This is a genomic window from Eikenella corrodens, assembly GCF_003990355.1.
Lineage (GTDB): Bacteria > Pseudomonadota > Gammaproteobacteria > Burkholderiales > Neisseriaceae > Eikenella > Eikenella corrodens_B.
On record NZ_CP034670.1, the window covers coordinates 1,764,553 to 1,777,635 of the forward strand.

At 56.3% G+C, this 13,083-nt stretch carries 13 protein-coding genes; 7 read left to right on the forward strand and 6 right to left on the reverse strand.

The features are described from left to right. Nucleotides 1-71: 71 nt before the first annotated feature. Nucleotides 72-566 (forward strand): TlpA family protein disulfide reductase, encoded by a 495-nt coding sequence (locus ELB75_RS08865; RefSeq protein WP_206501444.1) that lies wholly within the window; start codon nucleotides 72-74, stop codon nucleotides 564-566. Nucleotides 567-752: 186 nt separating this feature from the next. Here ELB75_RS08865 and thrC read toward each other — a convergent pair whose 3' ends face one another. Continuing rightward, on the reverse strand, nucleotides 753-2,165 hold the full coding sequence (gene thrC, locus ELB75_RS08870; protein ID WP_126983611.1) for a threonine synthase: 1,413 nt from the start codon (nucleotides 2,163-2,165) through the stop codon (nucleotides 753-755). A gap of 36 nt (nucleotides 2,166-2,201) precedes the next feature. Next, nucleotides 2,202-2,951 (reverse strand): rhomboid family intramembrane serine protease, encoded by a 750-nt coding sequence (locus ELB75_RS08875; protein ID WP_126983612.1) that lies wholly within the window; start codon nucleotides 2,949-2,951, stop codon nucleotides 2,202-2,204. Nucleotides 2,952-3,178: 227 nt separating this feature from the next. Here ELB75_RS08875 and ELB75_RS08880 point away from each other — a divergent pair, with 227 nt between their 5' ends. From ELB75_RS08880 to ELB75_RS08900, 5 genes are all read left to right on the forward strand, one after another. Further along, nucleotides 3,179-4,519, forward strand: a complete 1,341-nt coding sequence (locus tag ELB75_RS08880) for a replication-associated recombination protein A (RefSeq protein ID WP_126983613.1) — start codon at nucleotides 3,179-3,181, stop codon at nucleotides 4,517-4,519. Nucleotides 4,520-4,744: 225 nt separating this feature from the next. Next, entirely contained in the window at nucleotides 4,745-5,284 is a 540-nt protein-coding gene (locus ELB75_RS08885) for a hypothetical protein (RefSeq protein ID WP_241236062.1), read from the forward strand. Between the two features lie 105 nt (nucleotides 5,285-5,389). Beyond that, complete coding sequence (locus tag ELB75_RS08890) at nucleotides 5,390-5,755, forward strand: hypothetical protein (protein ID WP_126983614.1); 366 nt, start codon at nucleotides 5,390-5,392, stop codon at nucleotides 5,753-5,755. Then, nucleotides 5,739-5,975, forward strand: coding sequence for a hypothetical protein (locus tag ELB75_RS08895; RefSeq protein ID WP_126983615.1), 237 nt, complete (start codon nucleotides 5,739-5,741; stop codon nucleotides 5,973-5,975). Before ELB75_RS08890 ends, ELB75_RS08895 begins: the two co-directional genes overlap by 17 nt. Before the next feature lie 359 nt (nucleotides 5,976-6,334). Further along, the gene (locus ELB75_RS08900) at nucleotides 6,335-6,571 is read left to right on the forward strand and encodes a DUF6429 family protein (RefSeq protein ID WP_126983616.1); all 237 of its coding nucleotides are present in this window, start codon (nucleotides 6,335-6,337) and stop codon (nucleotides 6,569-6,571) included. 279 nt (nucleotides 6,572-6,850) lie between these two features. Here ELB75_RS08900 and ELB75_RS08905 read toward each other — a convergent pair whose 3' ends face one another. The 3 genes from ELB75_RS08905 to ELB75_RS08915 form a co-directional block, all read right to left on the reverse strand. Continuing rightward, nucleotides 6,851-7,642: a competence/damage-inducible protein A gene (locus ELB75_RS08905; RefSeq protein WP_126983617.1), complete on the reverse strand. Its 792-nt coding sequence runs from the start codon at nucleotides 7,640-7,642 to the stop codon at nucleotides 6,851-6,853. Between the two features lie 145 nt (nucleotides 7,643-7,787). Further along, nucleotides 7,788-8,384: a hypothetical protein gene (locus ELB75_RS08910; RefSeq protein ID WP_126983618.1), complete on the reverse strand. Its 597-nt coding sequence runs from the start codon at nucleotides 8,382-8,384 to the stop codon at nucleotides 7,788-7,790. Between the two features lie 37 nt (nucleotides 8,385-8,421). Further along, on the reverse strand, nucleotides 8,422-9,069 hold the full coding sequence (locus tag ELB75_RS08915) for an HAD family hydrolase (protein ID WP_126983619.1): 648 nt from the start codon (nucleotides 9,067-9,069) through the stop codon (nucleotides 8,422-8,424). A gap of 258 nt (nucleotides 9,070-9,327) precedes the next feature. Here ELB75_RS08915 and lolA point away from each other — a divergent pair, with 258 nt between their 5' ends. After that, nucleotides 9,328-9,945 (forward strand): outer membrane lipoprotein periplasmic chaperone LolA, encoded by a 618-nt coding sequence (gene lolA / locus ELB75_RS08920; protein WP_049258767.1) that lies wholly within the window; start codon nucleotides 9,328-9,330, stop codon nucleotides 9,943-9,945. A 196-nt stretch (nucleotides 9,946-10,141) separates the two neighbouring features. On the opposite strand, the gene polA is transcribed toward lolA, so the two are convergent. Continuing rightward, nucleotides 10,142-12,928 (reverse strand): DNA polymerase I, encoded by a 2,787-nt coding sequence (gene polA / locus ELB75_RS08930; RefSeq protein ID WP_126983620.1) that lies wholly within the window; start codon nucleotides 12,926-12,928, stop codon nucleotides 10,142-10,144. Nucleotides 12,929-13,083: the final 155 nt, after the last annotated feature.

Genomic DNA, 13,083 nt, shown 5'->3' on the forward strand with positions numbered 1-13,083 from the left:
ACGGCCGTTTCTATTCCAAGCCGCTATATCGTACAATAAACGCCCTTGTTTTCACAATTTGGAAATCTGTTTTGAAAAAATATGTTGGATTGGCCGCCCTGCTGGCCGCTGCCCCGCTGTATGCCGCGGATTTGGTAAACCATGCGGACAACCGTCCTGCTTCGCTCGATACCGGCGCGCAGAAGCGGGTGCAGGTGGTGAACGTGTGGGCGACTTGGTGCGTGCCGTGTCGGCGCGAAATGCCGGCGCTTTCGCAGTGGTATGCCGCTGAAAAACGGCAGCGGCGCGGCGTGCGCGTGGATATGGCGGGTGTGGCGTTGGATAAGCCTACCGATGTGAGCCGCTTTTTGCAAAGCGTGCCGGTGCGCTACCCGATTCTGCGCTACACCGGCAATGACAGCACCGCCTGGATGCGCGGCCTGGGCAACCCAACCGGCGCCCTGCCCTTCACCGTTATCCGCGCCCCGGCCTGCGGTAACTACCGCAAAACCTTGCTGGGCGAAGTATCGCCGCAACAGCTCACGCAAGCGGTGGCCGAAGCGGCAGCGAAATGCCGCGCGGGCTGAAGCGTTTGATAAAACGAATGGTATAGTGGATTAACAAAAATTAGGCGGCAAGCCGCAGACAGTACACACGTTACGGTAAGGCGAGACAACGCTGTACTGGTTTTTGTTAATTCACTATAGAACGAATGGTATGAAGGCTACCTGAAATTTTTCAGGTAGCCTTTTTAGCCTATTGATGCCGCCCGATTAAGCCAAGGCCTGCTCAATCAGGCTTTTCACCGCTGCCGCGCTGTTGGGCAGCACGGTAACGTGTTGCGGCAGGTTTTCCAACCCAGCCAGCGCGGCGGGGCGCGGCGGGTGTACCTCATGCCCGGCGGCTTCGCTGATGGTGTCGGCAAACTTGGCTGCCAGCGCGGTTTCCAGGCACACGACGGTTTCGCCCGCCTCGCGCAATTCGCGCGCCACTTTCACGCCGTCAGCGGTGTGCGGGTCGAGCCATTCGCCGTCGCTGGCGTGCACGGCGCGGATGGTGGCGAGGCGGTCGGCATGGCGGCTGGAGCCGGACACAAAGCCGAAGGTGTCGCGGATGCGCGGCAGTTCGGCGGATAAATCGAAACCTTCGCCCGAAGCCACCTGCTGCCACAAAGAGGCTACCTGAACGCTGTCTCGCCCCAATAAATCAAACACAAAACGCTCGAAATTAGAAGCTTTGGAAATATCCATCGACGGGCTGGAGGTAACATAGGTTTTAGCGGCGCTGCGCGGTCGGTAGCGACCAGTGCGGAAAAATTCGTCCAGCACATCGTTTTCATTGGTGGCGACAATCAGGCGGCGGATGGGCAGGCCCATCTGTTTGGCAATATGCCCGGCGCAGATATTGCCGAAATTGCCGCTGGGCACGCAGAAGCTCACTTCTTCGCTGTTGCTTGCAGTGGCGCGGAAATAGCCGGCAAAGTAATACACCACCTGCGCCACGATGCGCCCCCAGTTGATGGAGTTTACCGTGCCGATGCTGTATTGCTGCTTGAAGGCGGCATCGTTTTGCAACGCTTTTACAATGTCTTGGCAGTCGTCAAACATGCCTTCGATGGCGATATTGTGGATGTTGGCATCGGCCAGGCTATACATCTGCGCCCGCTGGAAGGCGCTCATTTTGCCATGCGGTGACAGCATAAACACATGAATGCCGGCCTTGCCGCGCAAGGCATATTCGGCGGCAGATCCGGTGTCGCCGCTGGTGGCGCCGATGATATTCAGGCATTTGCCTTCGCGCGCCAGCACATATTCAAACGCGTGGCCGAGAAACTGCATGGCCATGTCTTTGAAGGCCAGCGTGGGGCCGTTGGACAGGGCTTGGATTTTGATGCCGTCGGCAAGGGTGCGCACCGGAGTGATTTCGCGCGTGCCGAACACGGCTTCGGTGTAGGTGTTGCCCACCAGGCGGCGCAAATCGGCTGCCGGAATATCGCCGACAAACAGGCTCATGATTTCAAACGCCAATTCGGCATAGCTCAAATTTCGCCAGCGTTGCAGCGCGGCTGCATCCACTTGCGGATAACGCTCCGGCAGCATCAGGCCGCCGTCGGGCGCAAGGCCCATAAGCAAAACTTCGCTGAAAGATTTGGGCGCGGTTTGCCCGCGCGTGCTGATGTATTTCATAAAAACACCGTTGGAATAATGAATTGTATAAAAAGGCTATCTGAAATCCGAAGCACTGGAATCGGTAAACGACACCGGCTCGCGGCGGCTGAGCCAATACCAGGCCAAAAGCCCGCCGCACACCGCGCCGCCCACGTGCGCCAAATGCGCAATATTGTCGCCAAACAGCGATACCCCGCCGAACTGGGCAAACAGCTCATACCCCACCGCCACCGGCACCAAATATTTCGCCTTAATCCGCATCGGCAAAAACATCACCGTGAGCGGCGCATCCGGGAAGCACAGCGCAAACGCCGCGAGCACGCCGAACACCGCGCCCGATGCGCCCAGCAGGTGCGTATAAAACGCCGTTGCCAAGCCATCGGGCACATTGGGCAGGCCGCCGGAGAGCAGCGCCGAGCGCACCGTGGCCTCGTCCAGCCCGATTTGCTCGGCCACATTGCGCACGCCGTTGGCAATCAGGTATTCGTTCCAGCCCGTATAAAGCATCGCCCCGGCCAAGCCGCACAGCAAATACAGCAGCAAAAAACGCCGCTGGCCGAAGCGCAGCAGCAGCATCGGCGCAAACGAGCACAACACCACCATATTAAACAGCAGATGCGTGAAATTCGCGTGCAAAAACATATGGCTCAGCCACTGCCAAGAGTGGTAGTGCGGATGCTCCAGCGGCCACAACGGGCCGGCCAGCTGCAAAAATTCAAAACCCGGCAGCTGCATCAGCACAAACACCAGCACATTCAGCGCCAGCAAGGCATACAGCACCGCAAAATCAAAACGGAATCGCATACGGAGAGAATCAGTCAAACGTTAAAAACAGCCCGTGCCGGGCTATTTTCAGAAAATCGGAAACACAGCTTTCAGGTAGCCTTTCAGTATCCGCAGCCAATGCGCCTAAGGCTACCTGAAACCATCGTGCCGCATCATACCACATCCCGCCCCCTCCCCCTGAAGCCGCCGCACAGAATTTGCTATAAAATCACCCCAACGCCTTACCACTTTTCAGGTAGCCTGCCATGCCCAACGACCTCTTCGCCCAAACCCCCGCCGCCCCCCTGGCCGAACGCCTGCGCCCGCACACGCTCGACGACGTAGTCGGCCAGCAGCACCTGATCGGCGCAGGCAAGCCCCTGCGCGTGGCCGTGGAAGGCGGGCAGCCACACTCCATGCTGCTGTGGGGGCCGCCCGGCGTGGGCAAAACCACCCTCGCCCGTATCCTCGCGCAGAGCTTCAACGCCCAATTCCTGCCCGTATCCGCCGTATTTTCCGGCGTGAAAGACATCCGCGAAGCCGTCAACAAAGCCGAAATCGCCCTCCAGCAAGGCCGCGCCACCATTTTGTTCGTCGATGAAGTGCACCGCTTCAACAAAGCCCAGCAAGACGCCTTCCTGCCCTATGTGGAAAGCGGCCTGCTCACCTTCATCGGCGCCACCACCGAAAACCCCTCCTTCGAAGTGAATCCCGCCCTGCTCAGCCGCGCCCAAGTTTACGTATTACAAGCCCTTTCTGCCGACGAACTCGCCCAACTCGCCGCCAAAGTATTCGCCCTGCCCGAATACCGCAGCTTCAGCCTCGAAGAAGACGCGCAAAAACTGCTCATCCAAACCGCCGACGGCGACGCTCGCCGCCTGCTCAACCTGCTCGAACAGCTCCTGCGCGCCGCCGCCACCCGCCGCATCAACCATCTCAACGCCGATTTCCTAGCCGACAGCCTCGGCAGCCAAATCCGCCGTTTCGACAAAGGCGGCGAAAGCTTCTACAACCAAATCTCCGCCCTGCACAAATCCGTGCGCGGTTCCCACCCCAACGCCGCACTCTACTGGCTCTGCCGCATGCTCGACGGCGGCGCCGACCCCCGCTACCTCGCCCGCCGCATCGTCCGCATGGCCTGGGAAGACATCGGCCTGGCCGATCCCCGCGCCCTCACCATCGCCAACGAAGCCGCCCACACCTACGAATGCCTCGGCTCCCCCGAAGGCGAGCTCGCCCTCGCCCAAGCCGTGCTCTACCTAGCCGCCGCCGCCAAATCCAACGCCGGCTACACCGCCTACAACCAAATGCGCCAATTCGTGAAGCAACACGGCAGCGCCGAAGTGCCGCCCCACCTGCGCAACGCCCCCACCAAACTCATGCAAGAGCTCGGCTACGGCCGCGCCTACCGCTATGCCCACGACGAACCGCACGCCTACGCCGCCGGCGAAACCTATATGCCCGAAGGCCTGGCCGAACCCGATTTCTACCAACCCGTGCCACGCGGCCTCGAAGCCAAAATCGCCGAAAAACTATCCTGGCTCAAAGATTTGGACGAAGCCGCACAAAACAGCACCACACAGCCGCAAAGCAAAAAGGCTACCTGAAACATTTTTCAGGTAGCCTCTGTGCCCCGCAACAACCAAGGAAAAACCATGCGCGATCCCGATTTCTTCCTCCACCGTTATGCTCCCACCACCAATATCATGGCCTTTTTGGAAATTCCCTATGACAAGCTGGTTGATGGTCTCGCACAATGAGAACGTAAACGGGATAAATATTGTGAAGTGCCTGTACAAAAGATTGAGATTGGCGGCACATGGGAGCAAAGATTGAACAGCCTGCTGCCGCTGACTCTACATTCCCCCAAAGCAATGATTTCCGAAACCCAGTCCCCATGGTGCGTTTATGTGGATAACAGTATGCAGGGGACTGACCTTAACTCCGATCCCCGTTATTTGTGCAAAACACTTGGAATTCGTGAAGTATCAGTAGTTATGGTAAAAGATATTCCCAACGACCAACCAGGCTCAACCCAGTTTGTTTATATGGATGGCACTCGTGCCGAAAAAATAGGCACACCAACCGACTACTACTATAAAATTCCCGGCCGATATGTATTAGCACACCGTGAGAGCCGCTGGGAATTTGTAGAACAAGGCGAACCGTTCCCGTTTGAAGAAATAGCACAATACCAAGCCCGGCGCATTAAAGACCGGCTCACCCCTGAAATGGTGGAACGCTATTGCAGCCATTTCGGTATCGACTTGTTCAACCCCGATTTCTATAGCGGCCGAGCCTGTATTTTTGAAAGGCAAGTGCACCCAGACACCCCGAAGCTACTGCACTTTCCCAATCAACAGCAGCCGTAGTGAGTAGGCTGGATTAGCCGCAGGCGTAACCCAACAAACAAAGTGCGGGGTGTTGGGTTTGGCAGCCTAATCTACGCCCTATTTTGTTTTTAATTGACTATAGATATGAAAAAAATACTTTCTCTATTCTGTCTATTATTGCTATTAACATCATGTGCTAAATCATGTTTTATGGCTTTTGCTGTTACTGGCTGTTATGATGAAAGAAAAGATTTTCCTAGTATAGCAGCCTATCAAAAATCAGATTCTATTGGACATACTGATACTAAACAGCGTTGGATAGATGCTGTTAGTTGTGGTGCAAGATATGGGGATGAAAATATTATTTTTACAAACGGGAAGGATTGGAGAACCAATTCAAGCGAAGAAAGAGAAAGGATTATTAATTCATTTAGATATTGTATGAAAAGAAAAGGGTATACACGTATTTCCATGATGGATTGCTACAAATTGGGTGTATGTAATTATTGATTTTCAGATAGCCTTAAAGGCTACTTGGGAATTTCCCCAGCCCTACTGGCAGCGTGCCGGCGTATTGCTCAACATGGTGGCCGCCTCCACCGCCAGCCCGACCGTGTCCTACCAAATCGGCCAATACTTCAAATCGCACGATGCCGAAGGCACTCCCGCCCACCTGCTGGCACACGCTATCCTCGGTGCCACCACCGCCGCAGTGAGTAGCTTGGGTTAGCCGCAGGCGTAACCCAACAAACAAAGTGTAGAGTGTTGGATTTACCAACCCAACCTACACCCTACCCTATCAACAGGCTACCTGAAAAATAAACTTCAGGTGCCTGCCCATTGTGTGGGGTGTAGCAACTGTATTTTTCACCCCGTCGGGCAAAAATACAAAAACTCAAATCAAGCCGTTCGGATACCGTTTTCAGCAAAGTAATCACGCATCCGGGCATTCAATATCGTCAGCAGTTTGCGCATACACGCCGTAGGGTGTGTGCGGTACGCACGCACGCGATTGCTGCCGTTACCGAATCGGCACGGCATCCTTCCACATCCCGACCCCATCAATCCAAATCAAGAAAGCTCCGATCTATGCCCTATAACCGCCAAAAAATGGAAAACGCCCTGCTTGCCCTAATCGGCGCATTGGAATTTGAAGACGGCCGTTTTTGGAAAGGCTACGATTTTGACCTGCTCAATAGCCTGCACGAACAAGGCCTAATCAGCCAGCCTTGGGGCAAAGCCAAATCCACCTATCTCACCCCGGAAGGTTTGAAAAAAGCAAAAGCCTTGGCAGAAGAGATGTTTGGCGGGGAATCGGATTTGTAGCAAACCGTAGCTTGTTCCCGCTAACTGTGTGCCCAACTATTCCGTCCTAGCCATAAATCACAAGAAAGCAAAACCGGTGAATAGGGTATGTGCAATGCACACGCGACTGTTGTTATAGCGAATTAACAAAAACCAGTACAGCGTTGGCTCGCCTTGCCGTAACGTGTGTACTGTCTGCGGCTTGCCGCCTTGCCCTGATTTTTGTTAATCCACTATATTGAGTACGAATATTTTCAGGTAGCCTCTGCAAAGGCTACCTGAAAATATATCGTGTCCACGTCAAGCCTCGTCTTCTGCCGCAGGCTCAATCTGCGTGGCGCCCAGTTCCTTCAACCGGGCTTCGGCTTCTTGCCAGGCTTGGTTTAACTGTCCGCAAGCTTCACCTTCGGCTTTGAGGCCGAACAGCAGTCGGTAGCGCTGTTCGGCGGTGGGGGTGGCGGGCAGGCTGAAGCTGCGGATGCCGGGGTAGCGCTGTTCGATGTCGGCCATCAAGGTGGTGATGCGGGATTCGGGTAAGCCGATCCAGGCGCTGATGCTGCGGCGTTCGGTTTGGTGTTGGAGATGGGCATAGTATTCGTCGAGTACCCAAGCGGCCATGGGGTGCGCCATCACGGGAAAGCCGGGCAGGAAGTAGTGTTCGCGGATGGAAAAACCGGTGATGTTGTTGTAGGGATTGGGAATCAGGCTGCAGCCTTGGGGAAACTCGGCCATGCGCAGGCGGATTTGGTGGCCGTGGCTGTCGAGGCTGTCGCCGTGTTTGAGGGATACGGATTCGATGTTGGCAGCGGCCTGAGGGTGCAGTATCAGCGGCAGGCCGAGGGCTTCGGCAGCGGCTTGGCGGGTGTGGTCGTCTGGCGTGCTGCCGATGCCGCCGGTAACGAATGTGGGCAGGCCTTCGGCAAAGCTTTGGCGCAAGCGGTGGACAAGGATTTGGCGGTTGTCGGGCAGGTATTGCACGGAATCGAGCTGCAGACCGCGCTCTTTGAGCAACTGTTTGAAAAAGGCGAAGTGTTTGTCTTGGCGGCTGCCGTGCAGGATTTCGTCGCCGATGATGATGAGGGAAAAGGACATGAATTTTCCTTAGGAAGGAAGGAAGGCTGCCTGAAACTGTGATCGATGTTTTCAGGTAGCCTCTATGCAAATAACAGGCTACCTGAAAACTGGATTGCTACTTGAGCCTCCATGCAGCCTACAACTTTCAGCCAGCCTTTGCTGTTTAATAGCTGGTGGCCGGCATCGGGCAATACTGGATGGACGCGGGGCTGGTGGGGTGCACTTCTCCTTCAGCATGCGGCAGGATTTCCACCACTGCTACATCGCAGCCGTTTCCGCCGCGTGAATACTGCACTTCATAATCCTTACCCGCCTGCGGGGTGAGGCTGGCAGCAAGTCGGCAGCGGTTTACTTGGCTGGTGGTTTCACTGGAAAACGCGCCGTCGAGCACCAGCGCTTTGCCAGCGGGCACCACGAATTCTTTATACGACTCGCGGAACACCACGCCGGTATCGGCATTCACGGTGTTGCTGCGCTGAGTAGCAGGCATGCCCACTGAGAGGTTACGGATACGGTGCGGCAGGCCGCCGGTGAAACGGGTATGACGGCGGCGGCCTTGTTTTTCTGCCCATTGCTCGCAGGTGCTGTTCGGAATCATGCGCACCACATCGCGGCCGTATTGGCCATAGATACGCAGTCGGGCTTGATTTTGCGCGTTATACGGCACATCGCGGTGCACGATTTGCGATTTCTGCGACATAAAACAGCCGCTCAAAGCCAGCGCGGCACAAATCGGCAGCAAGACACTGATTTTCTTCATCAGACGTTCTCTGTGGGGTAAAAGTTAAGCTATTCGGCTAGAGCAAATCTAAAATCTGCCCGGGCGCATCCAGCCGCGCATCGGCTGGCCATTCGTGCACCGGGTCGCTCTCGGCAATATAGCCCCAATTGGCCAAGGCAGTGGCCATACCGGCATTTTTGCCCGCCACCATATCGCGTTCGGCATCGCCCACATACAGGCAGCGCTCCGGTGCAATGCCGATTTGCCGGCAGGCATGGTGCATCGGCAGCGTGCTGGGTTTGGATTCGGCACAAGTATCACCGCTTACCACCACTGCAGGCGGGGTAATAAAGCCCAATTCGGGTACGAGCAGGCTGGTGAAACGGTGTGGCTTGTTGGTGATGATACCCCAGGCAATACTGCGGCGGGCGAGCTGCTCAAGCATGGGATTGATGCCTTCAAACAGCACGGTTTCATCGCAAAAACCGTGCTCGTATTCGGCCAAATATTCCTGCCGCCAGCGCGGGTGGTCGGGATGGCCTTTTTCAATGCCGGTGCCCAGCTTAATCAGATAGTTGGCGCCGTGGCTGGCCACCGGCCGGATTTGCGCCATCGGCACGGCGGGCAGGCCGTTCCTGGCCAAGAGGCGGTTGAGCGCCCCACCCAAATCTAGTGCCGTGTCGGCCAATGTGCCGTCTAAATCGAATAATACCGCTTGAATCATAAGGTTCTCCAAAGAAGGCGGATGAGGCTACCTGAAAAGTATCTGGCGCAACCTTTACCGCCGCTTACCGCAGCCGCGAATTATAGCGCAGGAATAAAATCCGGTTAAAAATTTGCCACCCTACTCCGCCTAATACCTTGCTCTAGCGGGGAAATCCCGTTTCAGCGCCGTCTTTACAATTCCAACCGCCCTGCCCCGCCGCGCCCAAGCTGGTACAATGCGCCGCATTCCGTTTTGATTCGCACATAAGGAAAAACGATGAAAACCCAAACCTTCCGCCTGGCCGCCGCAGCCGTTTTGGCTATGGCCATCGGCAGCGCCCAAGCTGGCGGCATCGAAGCCCTGCAAAAATTCAACGCCGATACCGACGGCATCAGCGGCAGCTTCAGCCAAAGCGTGCAAAGCCGCAACAAAACCCGCAATGCCCAAGGCCGCTTCAGCATCCTTCGCCCCGGCCTCTTCAAATGGGAATATACCAGCCCCTACAAACAAACCATCGTAGGCGACGGCAGCCACATTTGGCTCTACGACATCGACTTGGCACAAATCACCAAAACCGCGCAAAACCAAGCCATCGGCGACAGCCCCGCCGCCATCCTCTCCAATAAAGACGCCCTCTCCGCCAGCTACACTCTGAAAGAAGATGGCTCCGCCGGCGGCATCGACTACGTATTGGCCACGCCCAAACGCTCCAACGCCGGCTACCAATATATCCGCCTCGGCTTCAAAGGCGACGACCTGGCCGAAATGCGCCTGAAAGACAGCTTTGGCAACCAAACCACCATTAAATTCAACAACCTGAACACCCGCCCCAATCTCTCCCGCAGCCAATTCCGCTTCACCCCGCCGCAGGGCGTGGATGTGCTGACGCAGTAAGAGCGGTTGAATTTATCGGCATAAAAAGGAAAGGCTACCTGAAAATTTCAGGTAGCCTTTTTGTGTTAATCAACAATATATGACTAACCTTTTCTAGTGAATTAAATTTAAACCAGTACAGCGTTGACTCGCCTTGCCGTACTATTTGTACTGTCTGCGGCTCGCCGCCTTGTCCTGATTTAAATTTAATCCACTATCAATGCGCCTCTTCCCAATTCATCCCCACGCCAACCTCCGCCACCAGCGGCACTTTCAACATCCCTTCATCCACTTTTGCCATAATCTGCGGCAGTTTTTCTTTCACTAAATCCAGTTCGGCTTCGGGTACTTCCAGCACCAGTTCGTCATGCACCTGCATAATCAGTTTGCTCTTCAGGTCGTCTGAAACCAGCCAGCGGGACACGTCTATCATGGCGCGTTTGATGAGGTCGGAGGCGGTGCCTTGCATGGGGGCGTTGATGGCGGCGCGTTCGGCTCCGGCGCGGGCGTTGGCGTTTTTGTTGCGGATGTCGGGCAGGTAGAGGCGGCGGCCGAACAGGGTTTCGACGAAGCCTTGGGCGGCGGCTTGTTCTTTGGTGCGCTGCATGTATTCGGCGACGCCGGGGTAGCGGGCGAAGTAGCGGTCGATGAAGGTTTTGGCGGACAGGTTGTCTATGCCCAGCGATTTGGCGAGGCCGTATTGGCCCATGCCGTAAATGAGGCCGAAGTTGATGGTTTTGGCGTAGCGGCGTTGTTCGGACGAGACGTTTTCGGGGGCGATGCCGAATACTTCGGCGGCGGTGCGGCGGTGTACGTCTTCGCCGTTTTGGAACGCGGTAATGAGGGTTTTGTCGCCGGAGAGGTGCGCCATGATGCGCAGCTCGATTTGGGAATAGTCGGCGGAAACGATGACGCTGCCTTGCGGTGCGGTGAAGGCGCGGCGCACGCGGCGGCCTTCGGCGGTGCGGATGGGGATGTTTTGCAGGTTGGGGTTGTTGCTGGCGAGGCGGCCTGTAATGGCGACGGCTTGGGCGTAGGTGGTATGTACGCGGCCGTCTTTGGGGGAAATCATTTCGGGCAGTTTGTCGGTGTAGGTGGATTTGAGTTTCGCCAGGCTGCGGTTTTGCAGGATGATTTTGGGCAGGGGGTAGTCGGGCGCGAGCTGTTCGAGCACGGCTTCGTTGGTGGAAATGCCGCCTTTGGCGGTTTTTTTCAGGCCTTTGGTGGGGATGCCCATTTTGTCGAACAGGATTTCTTGCAGCTGTTTGGGCGAGTTGAGGTTGAACAGCTGGCCTGCGGCGGCGTAGGCTTCTTGTTCGAGCTTCATCAGTTCGGCGCCGAGTTCCGCGCTTTGGCGGGCGAGTTCGGCGCGGTCGATTTGTACGCCGTTGCGTTCCATTTCAAACAATACCTGCGCGACGGGCAGCTCCATTTTTTCATACATTTCAAGCCGTTTGGCGTCCATTTGCGCGCGCAGGTGCGCTTCGAGGCGCAGGGCGAAATCGGCGTCTTGGGCGGCGTATTCGGTTGCCTGCCCGATGGCGACGTCGGCAAAACTGATTTGCTTCGCGCCTTTGCCGCACAGCGATTCGTAGGTAATGGTTTCCAAGCCCAGCCAACGTTCGGACAATTCGTCCAAGCCGTGTCCGAGATGGCTCTCGATGATGTAGGAAGCGAGCATGGCGTCGCCGGCAATGCCGTTCAGGGCGATATCGTAGTTGGCGAAAACGTGTTGGTCGTATTTGAGGTTTTGCCCGATTTTTTCTAGGGCGGGATTTTCCAAATGCGGTTTCAGACGGCCTAATACGTCTTGCAAATCAAGCTGTTCTGGCGCGGCGGTCAGGCTGTGTCCTACGGGGATGTAAACCGCTTCGCCTGCTTGGAACGCAATACTGATGCCAACCAGCGCGGCGTTCATCGCGTCTAGGGATGTGGTTTCCGTATCGATGCCGATTTTGTCCGCCTGTGACAGTTTGTCCAACAAAGCGGCAAACTGCGCTTCGGTGGTAACGGATTGATAATCCAGCTTTTCGGGGGCACCGGCTTTTTCAGGTAGCCTTTCAGACGACGTTTCCATGTCCAACGCCGCCTGTTCGCCTATCATATCGCTGCCAAACAAATCGCCGTCCGCCGCTTCGTGCATACGGCTTTCCGCTTCTTTCAGCCAAGTGCGGAAGCCCCAGCGTTTGAAATCGACCGCAAGCTGCGACCATTTCGGCGAAGTGCGGCGCAGGCTTTCGAGGCCGTCTGAAAGCTCGGTGTGCAAGTCCACATCGGTTTTAATCGTTACCAAATCATACGACAGCGGCAGTTGGGGCAGCGCGGCTTGCAGGTTTTCGCCGACCTTGCCCTTGATTTCCGCAGCGTGTTCCATTACACCAGCCAGCGAGCCGTAGGCTTCCAGCCACTTCACCGCCGTTTTCGGGCCGCACTTTTCCACGCCCGGCACATTGTCTACCTTGTCGCCCATCAGCGCGAGATAATCGCGGATTTGGTCGGGGCGCACGCCGAATTTCTCCTTCACGCCTTCAATGTCCAGCGTTTCGCCGCTCATCGTGTTCACCAGCGTCACGCGATCGTTCACCAGCTGCGCCATGTCCTTATCGCCGGTGGACACCACCACGTTCCAACCCGCTTCGCCGGCCATCGCCGCCAGCGTGCCGATCACGTCGTCTGCTTCGACTTGCGGAATCACCAGCACCGGCCAGCCCATCAGCCGCACCAAATCCGGCAAGGCTTCCGCCTGCGGGCGCAAATCGTCCGGCATCGGCGGGCGCGTCGCCTTATAGTCGGGGAACATCTCGTGGCGGAAATTCTTGCCCTTCGCATCAAACACCACCGCGCAATAATCGTGCACATAATCCGCCCGCAGCCGGCGCAACATGTTCAACACGCCATAAAGCGCACCCGTCGGCGCACCGTCAGGCGCGGTCAATTGCGCCATCGCGTGATACGCGCGGTAGAGATAAGAAGAGCCGTCAACGAGGAGGAGGGTTTTGCGCATTTGGGCAACCGTTTGTGTGAAATGAAAATAACGGGATTATAGCGCACAATAAGCAGGCTACCTGAAAGCCAGCCAAAACCGGGCTGCAGATTGCCGCCAGCCTTTGGCGGGTGAAGGAAAGGCTACCTGAAAACCCGATATCTTTCTCACGCAAT